General features: G+C 65.5%; 30 protein-coding genes, 1 tRNA gene and 1 pseudogene. 26 read left to right on the top strand and 6 right to left on the bottom strand.

All coding sequences use genetic code 11. The features are described from left to right. The first annotated feature begins 74 nt into the window (after positions 1-74). The 6 genes from DI605_RS12480 (at position 75) to DI605_RS12455 (ending at position 6071) form a co-directional block, all read left to right on the top strand. Positions 75-1109, top strand: coding sequence for a rod shape-determining protein (locus tag DI605_RS12480; protein WP_293974126.1), 1035 nt, complete (start codon positions 75-77; stop codon positions 1107-1109). 220 nt (positions 1110-1329) lie between these two features. Next, positions 1330-2208, top strand: a complete 879-nt coding sequence (mreC, locus tag DI605_RS12475; RefSeq protein WP_293974123.1) for a rod shape-determining protein MreC — start codon at positions 1330-1332, stop codon at positions 2206-2208. After that, positions 2208-2735 (top strand): rod shape-determining protein MreD, encoded by a 528-nt coding sequence (gene mreD, locus DI605_RS12470; RefSeq protein ID WP_293974117.1) that lies wholly within the window; start codon positions 2208-2210, stop codon positions 2733-2735. Before mreC ends, mreD begins: the two co-directional genes overlap by 1 nt. Further along, entirely contained in the window at positions 2735-4738 is a 2004-nt protein-coding gene (mrdA, locus tag DI605_RS12465; protein ID WP_293974114.1) for a penicillin-binding protein 2, read from the top strand. The genes mreD and mrdA overlap by 1 nt, the downstream gene beginning before the upstream one ends. After that, positions 4735-5841 carry a rod shape-determining protein RodA gene (gene rodA / locus DI605_RS12460; protein ID WP_293974111.1) on the top strand — a complete coding sequence of 369 codons (1107 nt, stop codon included), beginning with the start codon at positions 4735-4737 and terminating at the stop codon, positions 5839-5841. Before mrdA ends, rodA begins: the two co-directional genes overlap by 4 nt. Before the next feature lie 154 nt (positions 5842-5995). After that, positions 5996-6071: transfer RNA gene (locus tag DI605_RS12455), tRNA-Lys, on the top strand. Between the two features lie 113 nt (positions 6072-6184). Here the strand turns inward: DI605_RS12455 and DI605_RS12450 are convergent. Beyond that, positions 6185-6307 (bottom strand): annotated as a pseudogene (locus tag DI605_RS12450) (IS481 family transposase); the annotation flags it as partial. On the opposite strand from DI605_RS12450, the gene DI605_RS21495 reads away from it, so the two are divergent. Beyond that, entirely contained in the window at positions 6299-6646 is a 348-nt protein-coding gene (locus tag DI605_RS21495) for an alpha/beta hydrolase family protein (RefSeq protein WP_367120046.1), read from the top strand. The pseudogene DI605_RS12450 and the gene DI605_RS21495 sit on opposite strands and share 9 nt — an antisense overlap. On the opposite strand, the gene DI605_RS12445 is transcribed toward DI605_RS21495, so the two are convergent. The 3 genes from DI605_RS12445 to DI605_RS12435 all read right to left on the bottom strand — a co-directional run bounded on the left by DI605_RS12445 (position 6636) and on the right by DI605_RS12435 (position 8409). Beyond that, positions 6636-7079: a hypothetical protein gene (locus DI605_RS12445; RefSeq protein WP_293974108.1), complete on the bottom strand. Its 444-nt coding sequence runs from the start codon at positions 7077-7079 to the stop codon at positions 6636-6638. The two genes, DI605_RS21495 and DI605_RS12445, sit on opposite strands and share 11 nt — an antisense overlap. A 402-nt stretch (positions 7080-7481) precedes the next feature. Continuing rightward, entirely contained in the window at positions 7482-7739 is a 258-nt protein-coding gene (locus DI605_RS12440) for an XrtV sorting system accessory protein (protein ID WP_293974105.1), read from the bottom strand. A 112-nt stretch (positions 7740-7851) separates the two neighbouring features. Then, entirely contained in the window at positions 7852-8409 is a 558-nt protein-coding gene (locus tag DI605_RS12435) for a DUF882 domain-containing protein (RefSeq protein ID WP_293974102.1), read from the bottom strand. Positions 8410-8579: 170 nt separating this feature from the next. On the opposite strand from DI605_RS12435, the gene DI605_RS12430 reads away from it, so the two are divergent. The 3 genes from DI605_RS12430 (at position 8580) to DI605_RS12420 (ending at position 11071) form a co-directional block, all read left to right on the top strand. Next, a complete protein-coding gene (locus DI605_RS12430; protein WP_367120045.1) occupies positions 8580-9479 on the top strand; it encodes a L,D-transpeptidase in 900 nt (299 codons plus the stop codon). Continuing rightward, positions 9476-10063 (top strand): M23 family metallopeptidase, encoded by a 588-nt coding sequence (locus tag DI605_RS12425; RefSeq protein WP_293974097.1) that lies wholly within the window; start codon positions 9476-9478, stop codon positions 10061-10063. Before DI605_RS12430 ends, DI605_RS12425 begins: the two co-directional genes overlap by 4 nt. A gap of 87 nt (positions 10064-10150) precedes the next feature. Continuing rightward, positions 10151-11071 carry an alpha/beta hydrolase gene (locus tag DI605_RS12420; protein WP_293974094.1) on the top strand — a complete coding sequence of 307 codons (921 nt, stop codon included), beginning with the start codon at positions 10151-10153 and terminating at the stop codon, positions 11069-11071. Between the two features lie 9 nt (positions 11072-11080). Here the strand turns inward: DI605_RS12420 and DI605_RS12415 are convergent, their stop codons facing one another. Then, positions 11081-11917 carry a hypothetical protein gene (locus DI605_RS12415; RefSeq protein ID WP_293974091.1) on the bottom strand — a complete coding sequence of 279 codons (837 nt, stop codon included), beginning with the start codon at positions 11915-11917 and terminating at the stop codon, positions 11081-11083. Positions 11918-12067: 150 nt separating this feature from the next. Then, positions 12068-12346 carry a hypothetical protein gene (locus DI605_RS12410; RefSeq protein ID WP_293974088.1) on the bottom strand — a complete coding sequence of 93 codons (279 nt, stop codon included), beginning with the start codon at positions 12344-12346 and terminating at the stop codon, positions 12068-12070. Between the two features lie 170 nt (positions 12347-12516). On the opposite strand from DI605_RS12410, the gene DI605_RS12405 reads away from it, so the two are divergent. The 16 genes from DI605_RS12405 to nuoI all read left to right on the top strand — a co-directional run bounded on the left by DI605_RS12405 (position 12517) and on the right by nuoI (position 24222). Further along, positions 12517-12810: a hypothetical protein gene (locus DI605_RS12405; protein ID WP_293974085.1), complete on the top strand. Its 294-nt coding sequence runs from the start codon at positions 12517-12519 to the stop codon at positions 12808-12810. A 136-nt stretch (positions 12811-12946) separates the two neighbouring features. Beyond that, entirely contained in the window at positions 12947-13510 is a 564-nt protein-coding gene (efp, locus tag DI605_RS12400; RefSeq protein ID WP_293974083.1) for an elongation factor P, read from the top strand. 128 nt (positions 13511-13638) lie between these two features. Beyond that, positions 13639-14457 (top strand): inositol monophosphatase family protein, encoded by an 819-nt coding sequence (locus DI605_RS12395; protein WP_293974080.1) that lies wholly within the window; start codon positions 13639-13641, stop codon positions 14455-14457. 161 nt (positions 14458-14618) lie between these two features. Further along, the gene (gene ndhC / locus DI605_RS12390) at positions 14619-14996 is read left to right on the top strand and encodes an NADH-quinone oxidoreductase subunit A (protein ID WP_293974077.1); all 378 of its coding nucleotides are present in this window, start codon (positions 14619-14621) and stop codon (positions 14994-14996) included. Continuing rightward, positions 14987-15541 carry an NADH-quinone oxidoreductase subunit B family protein gene (locus DI605_RS12385; RefSeq protein WP_293974074.1) on the top strand — a complete coding sequence of 185 codons (555 nt, stop codon included), beginning with the start codon at positions 14987-14989 and terminating at the stop codon, positions 15539-15541. Before ndhC ends, DI605_RS12385 begins: the two co-directional genes overlap by 10 nt. Positions 15542-15552: 11 nt before the next feature. Further along, entirely contained in the window at positions 15553-16212 is a 660-nt protein-coding gene (locus tag DI605_RS12380; RefSeq protein WP_293974071.1) for an NADH-quinone oxidoreductase subunit C, read from the top strand. Positions 16213-16244: 32 nt separating this feature from the next. Further along, complete coding sequence (locus DI605_RS12375; RefSeq protein WP_293974470.1) at positions 16245-17450, top strand: NADH-quinone oxidoreductase subunit D; 1206 nt, start codon at positions 16245-16247, stop codon at positions 17448-17450. Continuing rightward, the gene (locus DI605_RS12370; protein WP_293974069.1) at positions 17447-17623 is read left to right on the top strand and encodes a hypothetical protein; all 177 of its coding nucleotides are present in this window, start codon (positions 17447-17449) and stop codon (positions 17621-17623) included. The genes DI605_RS12375 and DI605_RS12370 overlap by 4 nt, the downstream gene beginning before the upstream one ends. Beyond that, positions 17620-17961 carry a nuclear transport factor 2 family protein gene (locus DI605_RS12365; RefSeq protein ID WP_293974065.1) on the top strand — a complete coding sequence of 114 codons (342 nt, stop codon included), beginning with the start codon at positions 17620-17622 and terminating at the stop codon, positions 17959-17961. The genes DI605_RS12370 and DI605_RS12365 overlap by 4 nt, the downstream gene beginning before the upstream one ends. Next, the gene (locus DI605_RS12360) at positions 17961-18602 is read left to right on the top strand and encodes an NAD(P)H-dependent oxidoreductase subunit E (RefSeq protein WP_293974062.1); all 642 of its coding nucleotides are present in this window, start codon (positions 17961-17963) and stop codon (positions 18600-18602) included. Before DI605_RS12365 ends, DI605_RS12360 begins: the two co-directional genes overlap by 1 nt. Continuing rightward, positions 18602-18751: a hypothetical protein gene (locus DI605_RS12355; RefSeq protein WP_293974059.1), complete on the top strand. Its 150-nt coding sequence runs from the start codon at positions 18602-18604 to the stop codon at positions 18749-18751. The genes DI605_RS12360 and DI605_RS12355 overlap by 1 nt, the downstream gene beginning before the upstream one ends. Beyond that, a complete protein-coding gene (gene nuoF / locus DI605_RS12350) occupies positions 18748-20052 on the top strand; it encodes an NADH-quinone oxidoreductase subunit NuoF (RefSeq protein ID WP_293974056.1) in 1305 nt (434 codons plus the stop codon). Before DI605_RS12355 ends, nuoF begins: the two co-directional genes overlap by 4 nt. Continuing rightward, positions 20049-20684, top strand: coding sequence for a hypothetical protein (locus tag DI605_RS12345; RefSeq protein ID WP_293974053.1), 636 nt, complete (start codon positions 20049-20051; stop codon positions 20682-20684). The genes nuoF and DI605_RS12345 overlap by 4 nt, the downstream gene beginning before the upstream one ends. Positions 20685-20688: 4 nt before the next feature. Next, positions 20689-22692 carry an NADH-quinone oxidoreductase subunit NuoG gene (gene nuoG, locus DI605_RS12340; RefSeq protein ID WP_293974050.1) on the top strand — a complete coding sequence of 668 codons (2004 nt, stop codon included), beginning with the start codon at positions 20689-20691 and terminating at the stop codon, positions 22690-22692. Beyond that, positions 22689-23732 carry an NADH-quinone oxidoreductase subunit NuoH gene (gene nuoH, locus DI605_RS12335; protein WP_293974047.1) on the top strand — a complete coding sequence of 348 codons (1044 nt, stop codon included), beginning with the start codon at positions 22689-22691 and terminating at the stop codon, positions 23730-23732. Before nuoG ends, nuoH begins: the two co-directional genes overlap by 4 nt. A gap of 4 nt (positions 23733-23736) precedes the next feature. Further along, on the top strand, positions 23737-24222 hold the full coding sequence (nuoI, locus tag DI605_RS12330; RefSeq protein WP_293974044.1) for an NADH-quinone oxidoreductase subunit NuoI: 486 nt from the start codon (positions 23737-23739) through the stop codon (positions 24220-24222). The last annotated feature ends 20 nt before the right edge of the window (positions 24223-24242 follow it).

Raw genomic sequence — 24242 nt, 5'->3', positions numbered from 1 at the left:
CGCCGAGAGACCTTATTGTGCGTTGGCAGCCGCGCGCGGGGGCGGCTTTCTTCGAGAACGGAATTCATCCCTTGATGCGTTGGCTCAAATTCATGTCGCACGACATGGCGATCGATCTCGGCACGGCGAACACGCTGGTCTATGTCCGCGGGCGCGGCATCGTGCTGGACGAACCTTCGGTCGTGGCGATCGAGATGCTGAACGGCGTGAAGAAAGTTCGCGCCGTGGGCGATGACGCCAAGATGATGATGGGCAAGACGCCCGAGCATATGGAAGTCATCCGCCCGCTGCGTGACGGCGTGATCGCCGACATCGACATCGCCGAGGACATGATCAAGCACTTCATCCGCAAGGTGCATGGCGGCAAGAAGCGGCCCTTCACCTGGCCGGAGATCATCATCTGCGTGCCCTCGGGATCGACGAAGGTGGAGCGCCGCGCGATCCGCGACGCGGCCAGCAATGCCGGCGCATCCCAGGTGTTCCTGATCGAGGAGCCGATGGCGGCCGCGATCGGCGCCGACATGCCCGTGACCGAGCCGATCGGATCGATGGTGGTGGATATCGGCGGCGGGACGACCGAGGTGGCCGTGCTGTCCCTGCGCGGCCTCGCCTATACGACGAGCGTGCGCGTGGGTGGTGACAAGATGGACGAGGCGATCGGATCCTTCGTCCGCCGCAACCACAATCTGCTGATCGGCGAGGCGACGGCGGAGCGGATCAAGCAGGAGCATGGCATCGCCCGCATGCCCGCCGATGGCGTGGGCGAGCGTATCCAGATCAAGGGGCGCGATCTCGTCAACGGCGTGCCCAAGGAGATCGAGATCACCCAGGCGCAGATCGCCGAGGCGCTGAGCGAGCCCATTTCCGCGATCGTCGAGGGCGTTCGGATCGCGCTGGAGAATACGGCGCCAGAGCTTGCGGCGGATATCGTGGACCAGGGCATCGTGCTCACCGGCGGCGGCGCGCTGCTGGCCGGGATCGACGAAGTGCTGCGCGAGGCGACCGGGCTGCCCGTGTCGGTGGCGGACAATCCGCTCACCTGCGTGGCGCTGGGCACGGGGCGCGCGCTGGAAGATCCGGTATTCCGGGGCGTGCTGCACACGGCGTGATGTTCCCGTGGCTCGGTGGGGTCCCGATCCGTCCTCTTTAACCGTTCGTGCTGAGCGAAGTCGAAGCCCGTGCTACAGGCGATACGATGCTTAGCCCGTCCTTCGACTTCGCTCAGGACGAACGGAGTTGGACAATTCTGTCCGCGTCATCCGCGCCCCTGGCGCGCGCCGCGATGGATCGCGTCCACGATCGGCGTGTGAGTGGGGGCGGCTGCTAGCCATGGCGCCGCCCCGTCATCGCACCCGTGGCTTTTCGCGTCGCGTGCAATATGGCCTGTTCGCCGGCTATGTTGCGGCGATCGTCGGGATCGTTGCCGGATTGGGCCTGCTGCTCGTCGCCCGCTTCGATCCGGTGGCCTTCCAGGGGATCAGGGGATTCGCGCTCGATGTCACGGCCCCCGCCACCAGCCTGTTCGGCAATGTCGGGCGTGGTGCGGATGAAGTGGGCGGTGGGATCGGCGCCTATTGGGACGCCGCCCGGCAGAACCGGGCCTTGCGCGCACAACTGGATGAAACCGCCAATCGCCTGATCCAGGCCCGCGCCACCGAATATGAAAATGTGCGGTTGCATCGCCTGCTCCGGATCGTGGAGCACGGCACGGACCCGATCGTGGTGGCTCGCCTGATCGGAGCCGATGCCGCCGGGCACCGCCGCTACGTGACGCTCGCTGCCGGATCCACGGATGGCGTGCGCGCGGGCCAGCCCGTGCGCGGGCCGGGCGGCCTCATCGGTCGCGTGGCGGAGGCGGGGGGGCGCGTCTCCCGCGTGCTGCTGGTGAGCGACGGCGGAAGCTCCGTGCCGGTGCGCGTCGTGCGAACGGGCCAGCCCGCACTCGTCACGGGGCGGGGCGATGGCGGGATCGACATCAAATCCACGCAGCTGGGCGCGGCGCCTCTGCGTCGTGGCGATCTGCTTGTCACGTCCGGTACGGGCGGGGTGTTTCCGGCGGGCATACCCGTCGCGGTCGTGCTGGGCGGAAGTGGCGAACTGGCGACGGGGCGGCCGCTTGCGGATCCGGCGCGACTGGACGTGGCGATGGTGCTGCCCGAGGTGGAGCTGGCGCCGCCGCCGGCCGCGCCGGTGGGATCGGCCAACTGATGGCGCGCAGTCCGCTGGCCCTGAAGGAAGAACGCGCTCCGCTTCGGCTCTGGCTTGTGCCGGTGGCCTCGGTGGTGGCGGGCTCGCTGGTGGCGATCGGGCCTTATGTGGCGGATGTACCGCTGTTTCCGCCCTTCGGCCTGCTGATGCTGATCGGCTGGCGCCTGCTGCGGCCTGAACTGTGGAGTGCCTGGATGGCGCTTCCGCTCGGTCTGCTCGATGATCTGATCGGTGGTGCCCCTCTCGGATCGGCGATGACGATCTGGACGGTCGTGATGCTGGCGTTCGACGCGGCGGATCTGCGCCTGCTGTGGCGCGATTTCGCGACGGACTGGGCCCTGGCGACGGCTGCGCTCGCTTTCGCGACCAGCGCTGCCTGGGGGATTGCGCTTTGGTGCGGCGGCGCCGGCCCCTATTGGTCGGTGATGGGCCAGTGGTTGCTTTCCGCGCTCTCCTTCCCGACGATTGCTCGCCTGTGCCGTGCGATCGATCGGTGGCGGCTGGGCGCGCGCGGCCGGGCCGCCTGATGCCCATCAGCCGCCCGGGCCGGTTCATCACCGAACAGGGCCTTGTCTATACCTTCACGCGGCGTGCGCTGGTCCTCGGCGGGCTCCAGGTGGGGCTGGGCGGCCTGCTGGCGGGGCGCATGGCGTGGCTTTCCATCGCCCAGAAGGACAAATATGATCGGCTGGCCGAAAGCAACCGGGTCCAGAGCCAGCTCATCCCGCCCCGGCGCGGCTGGATCGTCGACCGGAGCGGCAAGCCGATCGCGATCAACCGGACGAGCTTTCGCGTCGATCTGATCCCCGATCGCCTGCAGGATCCGGACCGGATCATCGATGAATTGCGCGCGCTGCTCGATCTGGCGCCGGAGGATATCAGGCGCATCCGCGACGCGCTGGATCGCGCGCCGGGCTATCAGCCGGTGCCGGTGGCCGAAAATCTGGATTATGAGCGCTATGCGGCGGTGAGCCTCAAGCAGCCGGATCTGCCCGGCGTCGCACCTTCCAGCGGCTATGCGCGCGCGTATCCGCTGGGGGCCGCTGTCGCGCATCTGGTGGGCTATGTCGGCCCGGCCTCGATCGAGGACTACAAGAAGAATCGCGATCCCCTGCTCATCACCCCCGGCTTCAAGGTGGGCAAGGAGGGGCTGGAACGGACGATGGAGCCGTGGCTGCGTGGCAAGCCCGGCGCCAAGCGAACGGAGGTGACCGCGCACGGCAAGCTCGTGGCTGATCTCACCACGCGGCCCGAGCAGATGGGCCATACGCTCCACCTGACGATCGATGCGGGCCTGCAGGACTATGTGGCGCGGCGGCTGGGGCCCAACAGCGGCTCCGCGACGGTGATCGATGTGGCCAATGGCCATATCCTCGCCATGGCATCGATGCCCGCTTACGATCCCAACAGTTTTTCCGACGGCATTGGTCAGTCGGAATGGGCGATGCTGTCCGCCGACGATCATCTGCCGCTGACGAACAAGTCGCTTCAGGGCCTCTATCCGCCGGGATCGACGGTCAAGCCGATGGTGGCGCTCGCGCTGCTGCGGGCGGGCGTGCCGGCATCGGATACGGTGGTGTGCACGGGGCGCTATCGCGTCGGCAATGGCTACTTCCACTGCTGGCGCCATGGCGGGCACGGGCCGATCGACATGCACCGCGCGATCGCCCAGAGCTGCGACGTCTATTTCTATACGATGGCGCGCCGCATTGGCATCGATCAGATCGCGCGCATGGCCCGGATGCTGGGCATGGGCGAGAAATATGATCTCCCCTTCGTCTCCCAGCGTTACGGCACCGTGCCCGATACGGCCTGGAAATTGGGCAAATATCACAAGCCCTGGACAGTGGCGGATACCGTGAACAGCTCGATCGGGCAGGGCTATATGCTCACCAGTCCGCTGCAACTGGCGGTGCTGGCCAGCCGGATCGCGAGCGGACAGGTGCTGCAGCCGCGCCTGATCGGCAACAAGCGTTATGGCCCGCAGGGGCCGCCCATCGGCTTCGATCGCGAGCATCTGGATTTCGTCCACCGTGCGATGCGCGATGTGGTGAGCGGCGCGGGAACGGCAGGCAGCGCGCGGCTGCAGGTCGCAGGCGTCGAGATGGCGGGGAAGACGGGCAGCGCGCAGGTGCGCCGGATCAGCATGGCCGATCGCAGGCGCGGGGCGACGTCCAGCGATGCCTTCGCCTGGAAATATCGCGATCACGCCCATTTCATCGGGTTCGCTCCCTACGCAAGCCCGCGCTATGCGATCGGCGTGACGCTGGAGCATGGCAGTCATGGCGCGGCCGCCGCCCAGGTGGCGCGTGATGTGATGACCTGGCTGTTCGCGCCCGAACGCGCCATGGCCACGCTCGCCGCCAACGAGGCGCAATGGGGCGGCGGCATCGCCGAACGCATGGCGGCCGAGGCGGCGCGCTGGGATACGGCGCATCTCGCCGGGCCGACGACCGAGCAGGAGAATGTGGATCCGGATGCGGGTGCCGCGCCCGGGTCCCGCCCGCCGCAGGGCGAGCGCGGCGATTGAGCCGGCTGGGTCTCGTTCCCGCGCCGATCGCGCGCATGCCCTGGGGCGTGCTGTCGCTCGTCTGCTGCATCTGCGGCTTCGGCCTGGTCGTGCTTTATTCGGCCGCCGGCGGCAGCCTGCGCCCCTGGGCGCTGAGCCAGGGTGTGCGCTTCTGCGCCTTCCTCGTGGGTGCGCTGATCCTCTCGCGCATCCGGGTCGATATGCTGAAAGGGCTGGCCGTCCCGGCCTATGCGCTGCTGGTGGCGATGCTGGTGGGCGTGGAGGCGCTGGGGGCGGTGGCGGGCGGCAGCCGGCGCTGGCTGGATCTCGGCATCATCCGGCTCCAGCCGTCCGAACTGATGAAGCCCGTGATCGTGCTCGTGCTCGCCTGGTTTTACGATATGCTGCCGGCGGCGGAGATACGGCGCTGGTCCGCCATCTGGCCGGCGGCGTTGCTGGTCGGTGTGCCGTTTCTGCTCGTCATGGCGCAGCCGGATCTCGGCACGTCGCTCATGATCGTGTTCGGCGGCATCACGGTGATGTTCCTGGCGGGCATTCCCGTGCGGCTGTTTGTGGGAGGCATTGCCGCCCTGGTGGCGCTCACGCCCGTCGCTCTGGGCCTGCTCCACGATTATCAGCGCAGCCGGATCGAGATATTCCTCAATCCCGAAAGCGATCCGCTGGGCACCGGCTATCACATCATCCAGTCCAAGATCGCGATCGGATCCGGCGGGATCACGGGCAAGGGATTCCTCGCCGGAACGCAGAGCCACCTCGATTATCTGCCCGAGGGCCACACCGATTTCGTCTTCGCCACCATGGCGGAGGAATGGGGCCTGCTGGGCGGGGTGGGGATCATCGCCGGCTATCTGCTGGTCATCCTGTGGGGCATGCGCGTGGCGGGGCGCGCGCCCACGCGCTTCGGCCGTCTGGCGGCCGGCGGCCTTTCGACGACGATCTTCTTCTATGTGGCGATCAATCTTTCGATGGTGATGGGCCTGGCGCCGGTGGTGGGCATCCCGCTGCCCCTCGTCTCGTTCGGCGGATCGGCGATGATGACGGTGCTGATCTGCCTTGGCCTGCTGATCGCGATCGATCGCGAGGCGCGCGACGCGGCGAAATGAGGCGGGGCGGCGCGGGCCGTAAGGGAGATGGCGCAGGCAATCCGCCTTTTTTCGACGGATGCGATTTTAGGGTGTTTACAGGGTGGGGAGGGGCGGCTATTGGCGCGCCTCGCCCAAGCGGACCACCCGCTTCCGGCGCTTCGCCCCGGCGAATGGACGCATAGCTCAGTTGGTAGAGCAGCTGACTCTTAATCAGCGGGTCCTTGGTTCGAGCCCAAGTGCGTCCACCATAACTTCCTAGTTAAAACAGCAACTTGGCGAAGCGTTTCGGTAATTTGCTGGCTGCGCTGCGCAATGCCGTAAGACGGGCGTAAGCTTTCGCCTAGCTGCTGTGCCCACGTGACTAGGTGTTCAGTCCCGGCATCTGGTGGATAGGATTGACGATGAACCGGTTTGGCTCAGACGTCCAGATCTTGGCGATGTATTCGTAGGGCGTGAGGCCGCTGAGCGTCTTGAGGTGGCGGGCGGTCTGGTTCACAACTCGCCGACATACTCTCAAAGCGCCGTTTTGGGGTGCGTCCTCAATCAGTGCCCGCGAGAGGTCGTGCAACTCGCGAATCCGATCGCCTACATCGACGCGAGCGATCGGAACACATCCTTCCTGATCGCTCATGGGGATGCGGACACTGCGGTGGGATGGCGTCAGAGCCAGATCTTCTACGATGCGCTGCGCGCGCAGGGCGTCCCAGCCGAATTGTCGATCGTGCCAGGCGCTGGTCATTATTGGGAACACGCCTCTGCCGACCAGACACAGCGCCTCCTCGCGCAAGCATTCTCCTTCTTCGACGAAAAGCTCAAGCCGTGAGGCCGCGCGTCACGATTGACTGCGGACGGTCATCGCGGTGAGGAGAAAGGCAGGAAGGAGTTGGGGCAGCGTGTAGGTGTCGCGCGTGCCGGATCGTCCGCATCGCACCGCTTGCGGCGTGCATGCCCGCGCCGATGGGGCCGCGAAAGCGGCGGCCCCACTGCCAACTTCGCTGGGCGACGACCTGATCCTGATCTTCAGCGCGGCCAGGCCGAGCGTCGGCGCAGCTTCCCGGCCACGCTTCGATCAGCAGCTGCACGACATCGCCGGCGCGCCCGGCGTTCGCAGTGTTGCGAAAGCGGAGGTCGAGGCCATCGGCCGGATGGGCGCCAAGCTTACCGACCATCTCGCATTCGTCGACGTGGCTGCCCCGTCGGCGGCGGCATTCGCAACCGAAGCCGCGAAACGCGCGGCCAATGTAGGCGGCGCTCAACGCAACGGCACAGGCGGCGCAGACACCTTCCGCATCGTGCTGCGCCCGCTTGGGCCAGCCGTTCCGTCGGCAGCCGTGACAGGAGCTTCCCCGCCGGCAGAGGGCGCATCGCCCCTGCAAGCGCACCATCTCGTCGTGATGAGCTATCCGACCAGGGACGAGGGCGAGTTCAACCGCTGGTACAGCCTCCAACATGTGCCGGGCGTTGGGTATCCCGGGCGCTCAACGCCTTCGGGATGCAGAAGGCTCGGGACGGGGAGCGGCTTCCGATTATCCCGCATCCGCGCGCGCCACTTCATCCATGGATGGGGTCGGCCGTCGGTATATTGGGCAGATCCGATCAACCATGTTCGCGCCGGAAGCCCCGATCGTCGCTCGATCGACGAGGGGTTTGAGCAGCCTCTATTTGAGGCCTTTGAGCGGCTTCAGCGCGTACCAGATATAGGCCACCGTCGCGACGAGGACGATCACCGCCGCCACATCGTGATAGGGGAAATCATCGTGGTTGCCGAGATAGTTGGCCACCGCGCAGCCGATCGACGCGCCCAGATACTGCCAGATGCTGTCTTCCGGTTCGCCCTCGCCGGAGGAACGCTGCAGGAACAGCACGATAAGACCCGCGAAGACGGCGACCGTGACCCAATCGTAGATGGTTTCCAAGACGCTACTCCCCGTTCAACCGCGCGATGCCACGCGGCTGCGGGCGATGGCAATCCTCTAACCCGATAAATCTTGTCGAGCGGTTACCCGATCGATCGCCGCACCGCCTGCCTCACCAATGGCGGACGCGGCCCGTATCGACATGGACGAAACCGTCCCTGGGATAATAGCCGACGCCGCCGCCCTGCAGCGAAAGCGCGGCCATCTTCAGCCGATCGAGCGGGACGCCGGGAATGTGGAGATCGGTGGCCTTGCCGAGCATGTGCTGGCTCTTTGAGGCAACGCCGGTATGCACGCCGCCACGGGCGCGCAGCGCCGCATTGGTGACAGGCGAGCGATAGCCGGAGATCAGATCGATCTTGGTGCGCGGATCGACGCCCAGCGTATCGCGGATGCGCGAGATCAGCAGCATGAGCTGCGGATCCATCTGCGTCTCCTCGTTGTTGCGCCAGTCGCGCAGGCCATAGTTCAGCTCGGCCAGGCCCTGCTTGTCCCACCCGTCCGCGCCGAAGAAACGGGCGTCGACCGTGTCGTTGGTGTGGATGTTGCGGAACGCCACCCGGCGTTCGGGAAGGGCCGCGAAGGCGCCCTTGGTGATGACCGTGGATGCCGCGCCGAGCGCGAGAGCGCCGCCCAGCATCCGCCGGCGGCCGATTTCGATGTCCAGCATTCAGATCCCGCTCTGGAAATTACGCCCCAGCGGCGCGTTGCCTAAGTTGCCCGAAAGCAAAATAGAGGATGCCACGCGTGCGTAAAACTTTGGTTGCCGGCGTTTACCTTATGATTGTAACGGTTTGTCCCCTTTCGGTCGCATCTTCCGCGCCGCCATCGCCGGAAACCTTGCGCATACAGGTGTTGCTGGACCGGCTGGGCTTCTCGCCCGGCGTGCTGGACGGGCAGGCGGGCATGTCGCTCACGAAAGCGCTCAGGGGCTATCAGGATGCGAATGGCCTGCCCGGAAGCGGCAGGCCGGACGACGCGACGATGAAGCGTCTCGATGCGCATCGAGACGTGCCGGCGACGATCGAAATAACGCTGGGGGACGCGGAACTGCGTGGTCCGTTCGTGGGCGCCATTCCCAGGGGCGAGACGGAGCAGGCCAGGCTGCCCGCCATGGGCTATGCCGATGCGATGGAGGCATTGGCCGAACGCTATCACACCACACCCGCCCTGCTGGCGGCGCTCAACGGCGCACAGACGAAGTTGGCGCCGGGCGCGCGCATCACCGTGCCCAACGTGCTTCCGGCGAGCACCGCCTATCCGGAGAGTTTCAAGCCGGAATGGAAGGCCACTCTCGCGTCGCTCAGCGTTTCCGCCGATCAGCCGAAGGCGGCGAAGCTGGTGGTGGACAAATCGGATGGCGTCCTGCGCGCCTATGACGAGGCGGGCGCGTTGATCGCGCAATTTCCGGTTACGACCGGCAGCCGGCACGATCCGCTGCCGATCGGCCGATGGAAAGTGCAGGGCACCAGCTTTCTGCCGCCATTTCATTTCAATCCCAAGCTTTTCTGGGATGCCTCTTCCACCGACAGGAAGGCCGTGATCCCGCCGGGGCCGAACGGGCCGGTGGGCGTGGTGTGGATGGATCTCGACAAGCCTCATTACGGCATCCATGGCACGCCCGAGCCCCAGAATATCGGGCGCACCGCAAGCCATGGCTGTATCCGCCTGACCAATTGGGATGCCGCCCGGCTTTCCATGATGGTGAAGCCGGGCACGCCGGCGATATTCCAAAAATGACGCGTACGGGTGGGCTGATCCTGCTGGTGATCGCCCTGATCTTAGGCGCCTTCTTATGGCTGGCGAGCCGGGGCGGCCCGGCCACGGCGCCCGAGCCCATCGCAGAGCCGCCCCGCGCGAAGCTGCCGCCTTCGCCTTATGCGCCATCGCGTACGGGCGAGCTCGTCATTCCCGTGAACGGCGTGTGGCAGGCGGCGCTGACGGATACGTGGGGCGACGCGCGGGCCGATGGCGCGCGCGCACACCATGCGATCGATATCATGGCGCCGCGCGGCACGGCCGTCGTGGCGGCGGCGGCGGGAACAGTGGAGAAACTGTTCGAAAGCCGGGATGGCGGCCACACCATCTATATACGGCGAACCGATCCGGCGTGGATCGATTATTACGCTCATCTAGATGCTTACGCACCGAATCTTAAAGAAGGTGACAGGATTGGGCAGGGGCAGTTGATCGGCGGTGTCGGATCATCGGGCGATGCGAGCCCGGAGGCTCCCCACCTTCATTACGAGATCAAGCGGATGCGCCCTGATGAGAAATGGTATGAAGGAATGGAGATAAATCCCTATCCACTTCTCGCAAAATAATGCGCCCTGACGGGCTGGCGTTTTTATTCGAGTGTCTGGATGGTTGCGGCGGCGTGACGTAGAGTGGCGGCACGGGGGGGATGGGCCATGATCCGCGCGTTGCTCGTGATGCTGTTGCTCGGATGGACGGCGCCCGCCGCCGCGCAGGTGGAGCCCTATCCCGCAGCCTTCCGGACCCGGCCGATTGCCACCAACGGGACGACGCTCCACGTCCGTATCGGGGGCAAGGGCCCCGCGGTCGTGCTGCTCCACGGCTATGGCGAGACCGGCGACATGTGGGCGCCGCTGGCGGCGGATCTCATGCGCGATCATCTGGTGATCGTGCTGGATCTGCGCGGCACGGGGCTCTCGGGGCGGCCTGCGGGCGGCTATGACAAGAAGACGCAGGGGCAGGATATTGTCGGTGTGCTGGATGCGCTGAATGTGGCCAGGGCCGATGTGGTGGCGCATGACATCGGCAACATGGTGGCCTTCGCCTTCGTGTTCGAACATCCCGATCGCGCGACCCGGCTTGTGCTGATGGACGCGCCGGTGCCCGGGATCGGGCCATGGGAGGAAATCCTCAAGAGCCCGCTGCTCTGGCACTTCCGCTTCGGCGGGCCGGACATGGAGCGACTGGTGGCAGGGCGCGAACGAATTTATCTCGATCGCTTCTGGAACGAATTTTCGGCGACGCCGGCCAAATTCAGCGAGGCATCGCGCCAGCATTATGCCGAGCTTTATGCGATGCCCGGCGCGATGCACGCCGGCTTCAGCCAGTTCGCCGCCTTCGATCAGGACGTGATCGACGATCGCGCCTTGCTGGCGGCCAGGGGCAAATTGCCGCGGCCCGTGCTGGCGATCGGTGGCGATAAATCCTTCGGGACGATGATGGCGGTGGTGGCGGGCGCCGCCTTCACGAACGTGCGCGGCGTGGTGGTTCCGGATTCGGGGCACTGGCTGATGGAAGAACAGCCAGTCGCGACGGTGAAGGCGATACGCGCGTTTCTGGGCGCGCCGGTGCGCTGAGGCGGGCGGTCAATAAGCGGGCAGGCCCAGCTTCGTCAGGCGCTTGCGGGCGACGGAGCGGAGATACTGTTTTGGCGTGAGCGAGAAATCCTCCCGCCAGGTGGCGCCGTTGGAGCGCACCCGCATCGCGCGGATCGCGGTTTCGCCAAGCACAAGCCCGCTCTCCGTGGCGACGTGGAGCAGGAGTTGTTCTGCCTGGAGGAAGCAGCGCTCCCGACAGAAGGCGTCGACATGATCGAGCCGCGACACATAAACCTCCGCTCCGCGCCGGGAGGCAAAGGCGAAGCGATCGTTGAGGCCGGTCCACGTCGCCCAATTGGCCGTGATAAGATCCACCCCGCCGCGCAGCTGCGCCGCGATCGCGCCGATATCGATCGGATCGAGATATTCCATATCCGGCCGCAGGAACAGGAAGACATCCGAATCCCGTGCGTTCATCGCGCCGCACAGCGTCCACAGCCGCTGGATGCTGTAGAGTTGGTAGACGAGGTTGCGCCGCGTCTGCCATTCCTGATCGTCATCCTCCGGAAAGGCGTGTCGCATCCAGCGCTGCACATCGGGATGGATCGGATCGATCCGCTGATCCTCAAGGATCATCCCGTCGAGCGCGAGCCGGCGCCAGCCCGCATCGCGATGGCGGACATTGCTCTCCTGGCTCTGAAGATTATCGACCACTTTCGGCATGTTGAAGTGGGCCGCCACCTGCACTTGCACGCCGGCTTCCGCCAGCGGGCGCAGAAAGCAGCGATCGATGCTCCGCCATGTCCAGCGGAGCGAGCGATTGAGACCGTAAAGCCCGACGAACACGCGCAGGCTGGAAAGATCGGGCGCGGAAATGTCGGGCATTTCACCTCGATGGCCGGGGAATTCTTGCCATTTCGATAAGCGACGAGCGGAGGCGCGGCAAGCGAGGCGGCATGCGGCGGCCCGAAGGGCGATGCGCGCGGGCGATACCGGAAGAACGGGCGGACAGGCGGGCGGCCGTGCCGCCAGAGCCTACATCGCGCAGCCGCCGCCCATCTTCAGCGGATCGGGCTCGGCGCGCAGGCGGCAGCCATCGATCGTGGAGAGCACGCGGATATTGGCGCGATCATGCTCCCACTGCGCCTTTGTCTTGCAGACGCGATAGCCATCGATCAGCGAACCGGTGCGGATGAAGCGCTTGCAGACAACCTTGTCCGCGCTGTCGGCGGCGCGCTCCGGCTCGTCGCGTGGCAGGGTGGCGGCGGTGAGCGCCGGCAATGCCAGCAGAATCGCGAGATGGTGCAAACGCAATGCCCGTCCTCCCTGCATGAACGCTTCTTCCATGCCCGAAGCGGACCTGTCTGTCCACGGCGGGGCGAGGATGTGCCGGGGCTGGCGGAAAGGCGCGGAAGGGCGTACCTCCATCGCAGAACGAACCGCGTGCGGCATGTGTTGGCGCGGTTCCCTTCAGGAGAACCGCGATGAAGATCGTTGTCCCGATGCTGCTCCTGTTCGCCCCCACCGCCGCCATCGGCCAGACGGCGGGCGTGCTCGACCAGTCCAGTTCGGCGACGGCCTCCTCTTATCCCGCGAGCTATTGGGCGTTGGGCGGCCTAGCCGAAACGCCGACGATGAAGCGACAGAAACTGGCGCGCGCCATCGCGCTCCGCCAGGAGGTGGACGGCTTCCTCGCGCAGGATGGCGGCACGCTGAGCGCGGAGCATCAACGCTACGTGCAGCGCAAGGCGCGCGATATCCTCGGCTACAGGCGCTGATCCGGCCCGACCGGCCGGCCGCCGCCGCCTCGCGAGGCGCCCAGCGCGCGCTCCAGCCTTGCCGTAAGCGCGGCCGGCGGGTAATGGCGCGCGCCTGCCCCATCGAGGGCCAGCTCTTTCCAAACGCGAGACGCACATGAAGATCAGCGGCGTGGACATCCGTCCCGGCAACATCATCGAATATGAGGGCGGCATCTGGAAGGCCGTCAAGATCCAGCACACCCAGCCGGGCAAGGGTGGCGCCTACATGCAGGTCGAGATGAAGAATCTCATCGATGGCCGCAAGAACAATGTCCGCTTCCGCTCGGCCGAGACGGTGGAGCGCGTGCGCCTCGACACCAAGGACTTCCAGTTCCTGTTCGCCGACGGCGACATGCTGACCTTCATGGACAAGGAAAGCTACGAGCAGATCACGCTTTCGCGCGATCTGCTGGGCGATGCCGCCGCCTATCTGCAGGACGGCATGGACGTGGTGATGGAGCTTTACGACGAGCGCCCCATTTCCGTGCAGCTGCCCGACACGATCGAGGCGACCATCGTGGAGGCCGATGCGGTGGTGAAGGGGCAGACCGCCTCTTCCAGCTACAAGCCCGCCATCCTCGACAATGGTGTGCGCGTGATGGTGCCGCCGCACATCGCGAGCGGCACGCGCATCGTGGTGGATACCGCGAGCGGAGAATATGTCCGCCGCGCGGACTGAGTGAATTCCTCTCCCGCTTGCGGGAGAGGGCAGGGGTGGGCATCCCACCTCACATGTGAAATCGCGCCACGCTGCTGGCGCGCTGCCCACCCCCGGCCCCTTCCGCACGCGGGAGGGGGGAGATTGTCATGGTTGCCCATTCCGGCCTTATCACCGTCATGGAGCGCGCGGCGCGCAAGGCCGCCCCGAAGCTCCGCCGCGATTTCAACGAGGTCCAGCAGTTGCAGGTCAGCCGCAAGGGGCCGGCTGATTTCGTGAGCCAGGCCGATCGCCAGGCCGAGGAGACTCTGTACGAGGAGCTGAAGCGGGCGCGGCCCGACTGGGGTTTCCTGGGCGAAGAGGGGGGTACGCGCGAAGGCGATCCGAGCAAACCGCGCTGGATCGTCGATCCGCTGGATGGCACGACCAACTTCCTGCACGGCATCCCGCACTTTGCCATTTCGATCGCGGTGGAAGAGCCGCGCCCGAACGGCCGGGGCGAGATCACGCAGGGGCTGGTCTATCAGCCGCTGACTGACGAGAGCTTCTGGGCCGAGAAGGGCAGGGGCGCCTGGCTGCAGGACAAGCGGCTGCGCGTTTCCGCGCGGCGCGAGCTTCCCGATGCGCTGATCGCGACGGGCATTCCCTTCATGGGCCATGGCGATTTCGAGCAGTGGACGAGGATCTTCGCCGCCGTCGGCCCGCAGGTTTCGGGGATTCGCCGCTTCGGCGCCGCAGCATTGGATCTGGCCTGGGTGGCGGCGGGCCGCGTCGATGCCTTCTGGGAGAGCGATCTGAGCGCTTGGGATGTCGCCGCAGGTATGCTGCTGGTGAAGGAGGCGGGCGGATTCGTGACCGACTTCCGCGGCGGCGATCAGGCGATGGAACGCAACCAGTTCCTCGCGGCGAGCGAGGGCATCCATTCCAAGCTGCTCCGGCTGGTCGCGGGTGCTCTTCGCAAGAGCTGAATCGGGCGATCTTGTCTGGGATGTTGCCGGATATCCGCCGGCAACGACCCTTTTTGCGAATGATTCTCACAGGTCGAGCGACTTGCTTCGCAGGTGCGGCAAGCCTAGGGGGTTTCGTGTGAACGGACAGCGATCCTGTCCGGTACGGAGTAAGGGAATCGATGGCCGCCGTAGCTGCCGGATATCTGCCGATCCTGATGTTTCTGGGCATCGCCGTCATCCTCTCGACGGCGTTTGTCGTCCTGCCGATGATCGTGTCAAAGCTGACGGGTTCGTCCAAGCCTACGCCCGAGAAGCTGGTCGAATATGAATGCGGCTTTCCCGCATTCGAAGACAGCCGCGCGCAGTTCGACGTGCGCTTCTATCTCGTGGCGATCCTGTTCATCGTCTTCGATCTGGAAGCTGCCTTCCTCTATCCGTGGGCGGTTGCGCTGGGTGGCGTCGGTTTCGTCGGCTGGGCCGCGATGATGGTGTTCCTCATCGAGCTTGCCGTCGGCTTCGCATATGCTTGGAAGAAGGGAGCGCTGGAATGGGAGTGACGCTACCGGCGGCGCTCGATCCGCATAAGCCCGAAGGGTTGCAGGCGCCGGATCAGGCCTTCTTCGACAGCCTCAACAGCGAGGTGATGGACAAGGGCTTCCTCGTCACCTCGACCGAGGAGCTGTTCCAGTGGGCCCGCACGGGATCCCTGTGGTGGATGACGTTCGGTCTCGCTTGCTGTGCGGTCGAGATGATCCATGTGAACATGCCGCGTTACGATCTGGAGCGCTTCGGCGCCGCGCCGCGCGCTTCCCCGCGCCAGTCGGACGTGATGATCGTGGCGGGCACGCTCTGCAACAAGATGGCCCCGGCGCTGCGCCGCGTCTACGATCAGATGTCGAATCCCAAATATGTGATCTCGATGGGGTCCTGCGCGAACGGCGGCGGCTATTATCACTATAGCTATTCCGTGGTGCGCGGCTGCGACCGGATCGTGCCCGTCGATATCTATGTGCCGGGCTGTCCGCCGACCGCCGAGGCGCTGCTTTACGGCGTGATGCAGTTGCAGCGGAAGATCCGCCGCATGGGCACGATTGAACGGTGAGGGGGCGAACGATGAGCGCGCCGCATCCCAAATATGCCTCCAACGAGGGCGTGATCGAGGCCGCGCAGGCGGCGCTGGGCGACCGGCTGATCGCCGGGGGCGAGCATGTCGGCGAGATCCGGCTGGACGTGAAGCGCGAGGCATTGCCCGAGGCGATGCGCATCCTGCGCGACACGCTGGCCTATCAGCAGCTGATGGAGATTGCCGGCGTCGACTATCCGGAGCGCGCCGAGCGTTTCGAGGTGGTCTACATGCTGCTTTCGGTGACGAAGAATCACCGGCTGCGCGTGCACGTCTCCACAGACGAGACGATGCCCGTGCCTTCCGTGACGGGCATCTGGCCGGTGGCCGGCTGGCTGGAGCGTGAAGTGTACGACATGTATGGCGTGCTCTTCGACGGCAATCCCGACCTGCGTCGGATCCTGACCGATTATGGCTTTCGCGGCCATCCCCAGCGCAAGGACTTCCCGCTGAGCGGCTTCGTCGAGCTGCGTTACTCGGAAGAGGAGAAGCGCGTCGTCTATCAGCCGGTGAAGCTGGCGCAGGACTTCCGCAGCTTCGACTTCACGAGCCCGTGGGAAGGCTCGGACTATGTGCTGCCGGGCGACGAGAAGGCGCCCCAGGCGCCCGGGGCGCCGACCCCGCTCAAGGCCGAAGAGGTGAAGAAGTGAGCGATCACGACACGATCGTCGCCGAACCCGTGATGGTGCCGGCCGCGCCCTCGTCCGAGATGGGTGAGGTTTCGATCGCGAACTACACGATCAACTTCGGCCCGCAGCATCCCGCCGCGCACGGCGTGCTCCGCCTCGTGATGGAGCTGGACGGCGAGATCGTGGAGCGCTGCGATCCGCATATCGGCCTGCTGCATCGCGGCACCGAGAAGCTGATCGAATACAAGACCTATCTCCAGGCTCTGCCTTATTTCGACCGGCTGGATTATTGTTCGCCGCTTAACATGGAGCACAGCTATGTGCTCGCGGTGGAAAAGCTGCTGGGGATCGAGGTGCCGCTGCGCGCGCAATATCTGCGCGTGCTGTTCGCCGAGGTCAGCCGCATCTGCAATCACATGCTGAACCTGGGCAGCCACATCATGGACGTCGGCGCGATGACGCCGAACCTGTGGCTGTTCGAGATTCGCGAGGATTGCCTCAACTTCTTCGAGCGGGCTTCCGGCGCGCGCATGCATTCGGCCTATTACCGGCCGGGCGGCGTGCATCAGGACGTGCCGCTGAAGCTGCTGACCGACATCGGCGACTGGGTGGATACGCGCTTCAAGCTGTTCGAGGATGCGATCAGCCTGGTTGCGGACAATCGCATCTGGAAGCAGCGCAACGTGGACATCGGCGTCGTCTCGAAGGAGGACGCGCTGGCCTGGGGCTTCTCCGGCCCGATGATCCGGGGCGCGGGCATTCCGTGGGACATCCGCAAGAGCCAGCCCTACGACGTCTATGATCGCATGGACTTCGAGGTGCCGGTGGGCACGAACGGCGATTGCTATGATCGTTTCATGGTGCGCGTGGAAGAGGTCCGCCAGTCCGTGCGGATCATCAAGCAGTGCCTGAGCGAGATGCCGGAAGGCCCGATCGCGAGCCTCGACCGCAAGGTCGTGCCGCCGAAGCGCGGCGAGATGAAGCAGTCGATGGAAGCGCTGATCCATCACTTCAAGCTCTACACCGAAGGCTTCCATGTGCCCGAGGGTGACGTTTATGTCGCCACCGAGAGCCCGAAGGGCGAATTCGGCGTCTATCTGGTGAGCGACGGGACCAACAAGCCCTATCGCTGCAAGATCCGTCCGACCGCCTTCAGCCACCTTCAGGCCATGGACTTCATGATGAAGGGCCACATGTTGGCGGATACGACCGCGATCCTTTCGGCGATCGACGTGGTGTTCGGGGAGTGCGACCGGTGAGCCGTCCCGTCTTTCCGATGTGGGTGTTCGGGCTGGTTGCGCTGACGATCGCGCTGGTGGCGTTCGGCCTCGCGCAGGGGAAGCCGGGGGCGGGCGCCGCCTTCGTCATTGCCGCGTCGACGATGTGGGCCGCTTATGTCGCGTCGAAGGCGCGGAAGGCGGCCCGGCTGTGAGCAAGGCCCGTTTCGACCTGCTCGACAAGCTGATCGAGCGCTACAATGCCGGCGATGCCGAGGGCTATTCGGCCTTCTTCGCCAAGGATGGCGTGGAGGCGATGTATCGCGGCGCCGATCTGCGCGTGGGCCGCGATGGCGTGCGCGACGGCAATGCCAGGACCTTCGCGGATTTTCCGCAGAACCGGGCGATCGTGCTCGAGCGGCAGGCTTTCGGCGATTATGTGACGCTGCACGAACGCGTGTGGCGCACGCCGGAGGGCGATCCTTTCGAGGTGATGTCCATCTATTCCTTCGATGGCGACGAGAAGATTTCGCGCGTGGAGTTCGTGCGCTGATGGCTGACGCTGTTCAAATTCCCGACGAGGCAGAGACCCGCGCCCGCTGGGGCAATTTCGCCTGGACCGAGGCCAATGCCGCCAAGGCCAGGGAGGTTTTCGGCCGCTACCCCAAGGGGCGCGAGACTTCGGCGATCATGCCGCTGCTGGATCTCGCCCAGCGGCAGGTGGGCGCCGAGACGCAGACGCAGGGCTGGCTGCCCGTGCCGGTGATCGAATATGTCGCGGCCCAGTGCGGCATGCCATATATCCGCGCGCTGGAGGTCGTGAGCTTCTACACGATGTACAATATGGCGCCGGTCGGCCGCTATCACGTGCAGGTGTGCGGAACGACGCCGTGCATGCTGCGCGGCTCCGACGACGTGCTGGACGCCTGCTACAAGAAGGGCCTGAAGAAGGGCGCGACGACGCCCGACGGCCTGTTCACGCTGACCGAGGTGGAATGCCTGGGTGCCTGCGTGAATGCGCCGATGGTGCAGATCAACGACGACAATTACGAGGATCTGACCTTCGAGAGCACGACCGCGATCCTCGAGGCGCTGGCGCGCGGCGAGACGCCGAAGCCGGGTCCGCAGGTGAGCGACCGGTTCCTGTCCTCGCCGAAGGGCGGGCCGACCGTGCTGAAGGAGTTTACCTCCTGATGCCGCTGATCCTTTCGATCATCCTGGCCATCGTCGTGCTCGTGCTGGTGATCAAGCTGGCGTTGGGCCTCATCGTGGCGGTCGTGGGCATCGCCCTGGCGGTCGCCGTCTATTTCGGAGCGGAGAAACTCGTGGGGAAGGGCCGATGATCGCCTCGATCGACGACAAGGACCGGATCTTCACGAACATCTACGGCTTCCAGGACTGGAGCGTGGATGGCGCGCTGAAGCGCGGCGACTGGGACAATACCAGGGATCTGATGGCCCGCGGCCAGGACCAGATCATCGAGGACATCAAGGCGAGTGGCCTGCGCGGCCGTGGCGGCGCGGGCTTCCCGACGGGCATGAAGTGGAGCTTCATGCCGAAGGAGCACAAGCCCGGCAAGCCGAGCTTCCTGCTCATCAATGCCGACGAATCCGAACCCGGCAGCTGCAAGGATCGCGAGATCCTGCGCCATGATCCGCACAAGCTGCTGGAAGGCGCGCTGATCGCCGGCTTCGCGATGCGCGCGCGCGCCGCCTATATCTACATTCGTGGCGAGTTCATCCGCGAGGCGGAGAACCTCTTCGCGGCGGTGGAGCAGGCCTATGCCAAGGGCTTCCTCGGCAAGAATGCCGCCGGTTCCGGTTATGATTTCGACGTGTTCGTCCATCGCGGCGCCGGCGCCTATATCTGCGGCGAGGAAACCGCGCAGATCGAGAGCATCGAGGGCAAGAAGGGCCAGCCGCGCCTGAAGCCGCCTTTCCCGGCGGGCGTGGGCCTGTTCGGCTGCCCGACGACCGTGAACAATGTGGAATCGATAGCGGTCGTCCCCACGATCCTGCGGCGCGGGCCGAGCTGGTTCGCCGGCATCGGCCGCGACAAGAATCAGGGGACCAAACTCTTCCAGATCAGCGGCCACGTGAACAATCCGTGCGTGGTGGAAGAGGCGATGGGCATCAGCTTCCGCGAGCTGATCGAGAAGCATTGCGGCGGCATTCGCGGCGGCTGGGACAATCTGCTCGCGGTGATCCCCGGCGGCTCTTCCGTGCCGCTGGTGCCGGCGGCGCAGATCATGGACGCGCCGATGGATTTCGATGGCCTGCGCGAGCTGGGATCGGGCCTCGGCACGGCGGCGGTGATCGTGATGGACAAATCCACCGACATCGTTCGCGCGATCAGCCGCATCAGCTATTTCTACAAGCATGAAAGCTGCGGCCAGTGCACGCCGTGCCGCGAAGGCACCGGCTGGATGTGGCGCGTGATGGAGCGTCTGCGCACCGGCGAGGCGGACCTGCGCGAGATCGACATGCTGCAGGAAGTGACCAAGCAGGTGGAAGGCCACACGATCTGCGCGCTGGGAGATGCGGCCGCCTGGCCGATCCAGGGCCTGATCCGCCATTTCCGCCCGGAGATCGAGAAGCGGATCGCCGAATATCGCGCGACCGATCTGGCGGTGGCGGCGGAATGAGGGCAGCCCGCATCCTTGCGGCGATGCTGACGTGCGCGGCGCTGGCCGCGCCGGCCCTTTCGGCCAAGCGCCAGCCGCTTTCCGCCACGCCGGACGATCTTTCGATCCAGGCTGTCCATAATTATGGCGCCTGCATCGCGGAGACGACGCCGAAGGGCGCGGCGGAGGCGCTGGCTCTGGATTATCAGGCCGAGGCCTATCGCAAGAAGGTCACCGCTCTCTCGAACGGCCACAATGACGGGCGCTGCATGAGCTGGAGCCGTATCCGCTACAGCGGCGTGCTGCTGGCCGGAAGCATGGCCGAGACGCTGCTGCGGACGAAGACGGACGCCGCGCATTTCCCGAATGCCGTCGCCTATGACGAGAGCAAGCCCGCGATTCAGGCGCACGACACGGTCGAATATGTCGCGATGTGCGTCGTAAGGACCGATCCGGCGAAGAGCTGGGCCATCCTTTCGGCCCCGCCGACGAGCCCGGAAGAAAAGGCCGCGATGCAGGGAATTGGCGGGACGCTGACCAATTGCGTGCCGGCGAACCAGAAGATGGCGCTGAACCGGCCGGGCCTGCGTGCCGCCATTGCGCTTGCCGCCTATCACATGATGTTGCCGGCCGCGCCGGCGCAGGGAAGCTGATCGAATGCCCAAGCTTACCGTCGACGGAATCGAAGTGGAGGTGCCGGCGGGCGCCACCGTGCTGCAGGCCTGCGAGGCTGCGGGCAAGGAAGTGCCGCGCTTCTGCTATCATGAACGCCTGAGCATTGCCGGCAATTGCCGGATGTGCCTGGTGGAAGTGAAGCCGGGGCCGCCCAAGCCGCAGGCGAGCTGCGCATTGCCCGCCGCCGACAATCAGGAAATCCGCACCGATACGCCGATGGTGAAGAAGGCGCGCGAAGGCGTGATGGAATTCCTGCTCATCAACCATCCGCTCGATTGCCCGATCTGCGATCAGGGCGGCGAATGCGATCTGCAGGACCAGTCAATCGCCTATGGGCGCGGCCACAGCCGCTACCAGGAGAACAAGCGGGCCGTCACCGAGAAATATATGGGTCCCATCGTCAAGACGGTGATGACCCGCTGCATCCAGTGCACGCGCTGCGTGCGCTTCGCCGAGGAAGTGGCCGGCGTCGAGGAAGTCGGCGCGCTCTATCGCGGCGAGAACATGCAGATTACCTCCTATCTGGAGAAGGCGTTTACGTCCGAGCTTTCGGGCAATATCGTCGATCTCTGCCCGGTGGGCGCGCTGACCTCCAAGCCTTATGCGTTCGAGGCGCGGCCGTGGGAGCTAAAGAAGAGCTTCGCGATCGACGTGATGGATGGCGTGGGCACCAATATCCGCCTCGACAGCCGGGGCCGTCAGGTGCTGCGCGCGCTGCCGCGCATCAACGAGGACGTGAATGAGGAATGGGCGTCGGACAAGACGCGCCATGCCGTGGACGGCCTTGTCCGCAAGCGGCTCGACAAGCCTTTCCTGAAGAAGGACGGGAAGCTCGTGCCCGTGACGTGGGGCGAGGCGTTCGACGCGATCAAGGCCGTGAATGCCGGCGCCAGCGTGGCCGCGATCGCGGGCGATCTGGTCGATTGCGAGACGATGTATGCGGCCAGTGTGCTGCTGGAGGGCATGGGATCGGATCTGCTGGAAGGCCGGCAGACGGGCCTCGCCTATGACGTGTCCAGCATTGCCGCCGTGAATTTCAACACGACGATCGCCGGCATCGAGACGGCGGACGCGATCCTGCTGATCGGTTCCAACGTGCGCTGGGAAGCGCCGCTGGTGAACACGCGCATCCGCAAGGCGATCAAGCGCGGCGCCAAGGTGTTCGCGATCGGGCCTGAGGTGGACCTCACCTATCCGGTGACCTGGCTGGGCAACGATCTGGGCCTGATCGGCAACCTGCCGGCGGCCGTGACCGAGGCGTTCGGCAAGGCGCAGCGCCCGGCCGTGATCGTCGGCGGCGGCGCGCTCAACAAGGGGCAGGGGGCGAGCCTAAGGCTGATCGAGACGCTTGGCCTCGTGAAGGATGGCTGGAACGGCTATAACGTGCTGCACATGGCGGCGAGCCGGATGGGCGGGCTGATGCTCGGCTATGCGCAGGATGGCGGCATCGCGGCAGTGGCGGCGAAGAGCCCCAGGCTCGTCTTCCTGCTGGGCGCGGACGAAGTGGCGGACGATCGCTTCCCCGGCGCGTTCAAGGTCTATGTCGGCCATCATGGTGACAAGGGCGCGGCACAGGCGGACGTGATCCTGCCGGCGGCCGCCTATACAGAGAAGAGCGGTACCTATGTGAACATCGAGGGCCGGGTGCAGCGCGGCGACCGCGCCGTCTTCCCGCCGGGCGATGCGCGTGAGGACTGGGCGATCCTGCGGGCGCTTTCGGACGTGATCGGGCAGACTTTGCCGTTCGACACGCTGGAGCAGCTGCGCGCGAAGATGGCGGCCGAGATACCGGCGCTCGGCGTGCTCGGCCTTGCCAGCTATGAATGGTCGGTGCCGTCGCTGGATACCTCGACCGCGACGGGCGAGATCGGTTCGCCGATCAAGGATTTCTACCTGACCAACGCGATCGCGCGCGCCAGCGAAACGATGCAGCGCTGCTCGGCCGAACTGCTCCACGGCGTCAGCTATGCGGAGGCCGCGGAATGATCTCCTGGTTCACCGGTTTCCTGCCCTATGAGGGCGCCTACGCGCTCGCCACGATCATCGACATTCTCGTGATCGCGCTGCCGCTGATGCTGGCGGTGGCGATGATCATCTATGCCGATCGCAAGATCTGGGCGGCGATGGCGCTGCGGCGCGGCCCCAACGTGGTCGGTCCGTTCGGCCTGCTCCAGTCCTTCGCGGACGGCCTGAAAGTCTTCCTGCAGGAAACGATCATCCCGGCGGCGGCCAATCGCGGCCTCTTCCTGATCGCGCCGATCATCACCTTCACGGTGGCGCTGGCGGCCTGGGCGGTGATCCCGTTCGGCCCGAAGGCGGTGGTGGCCAATATCAATGTGGGCCTGCTCTACCTGCTCGCGATCAGTTCCATGGGCGTCTATGGCGTGATCCTGTCGGGCTGGGCCTCCAACTCCAAATATCCCTTCTATTCCGCGATCCGCGCCGCCGCGCAGATGGTGAGCTATGAAGTTTCGATCGGCTTCGTACTGATTTCGGTGGTGCTGTGGACCGGCAGCTTCCGCATGAACGATATCGTCATGGCGCAGCGCGGCCACATCTTCGGCTTCATCAACTTCTACGGGCTCAATCCGCTGCTCTTCCCGATGGCGGTGGTGTTCCTGATCTCGTCGCTGGCCGAAACGCAGCGCGCGCCCTTCGACCTGACCGAGGCGGAGAGCGAGATCGTCGCGGGCTATCAGACCGAATATTCGTCCATGGCCTTCGCGCTTTTCTGGCTGGGCGAATATGGCAACGTGCTGCTGATGAGCGCGCTCAACGCCACGCTCTTCTGGGGTGGATGGCTGCCGCCGTTCGATATCCCCTTCCTGTACTGGGTGCCGGGCGTGGTGTGGCTGCTCGCCAAGATTCTGTTCGGCTTCTTCGTCTTCTCCTGGGTGAAGGCGACGGTGCCCCGTTATCGCTACGACCAGCTGATGCGGCTGGGCTGGAAGATCTTCCTGCCGATGTCGCTGCTGTGGGTGTTTCTCGTCTCGGGGTGGCTGATGATCACCCGCTACGGAGTTTGAACCAGTGAGCCTCGGCTATTACGTCAAGTCGTTCACGCTCTGGGAGTTCGTGAAGGCGCACGCGAAGACGCTGCGTTACTTCTTCAAGCCCAAGGCGACGATCAACTATCCGTTCGAGAAGAACCCGCTCAGCCCGCGCTTCCGCGGTGAGCATGCGCTGCGCCGCTATCCGAACGGCGAGGAACGCTGCATCGCGTGCAAGCTGTGCGAGGCGGTGTGCCCGGCGCAGGCGATCACGATCGAGGCGGAACCGCGCGACGACGGCAGCCGCCGCACGACGCGCTACGACATCGACATGACCAAGTGCATCTTCTGCGGCTTCTGCCAGGAAGCATGCCCGGTGGATGCCGTGGTCGAGGGGCCGAATTTCGAATATTCGACCGAGACCCGCGAGGAGCTGATCTACGACAAGGCCAAGCTGCTCGCCAACGGGGACCGGTGGGAGCGGGCGATCGCCCAGAACCTTGCCGCTGACGCGCCGTACCGATAATGCGCACGGCATCCGAAACG

Source organism: Sphingomonas sp. (assembly GCF_003248515.1).
Taxonomy (GTDB): domain Bacteria; phylum Pseudomonadota; class Alphaproteobacteria; order Sphingomonadales; family Sphingomonadaceae; genus Sphingomonas_I.
This window is presented reverse-complemented; position numbering and strand designations above follow the sequence as displayed.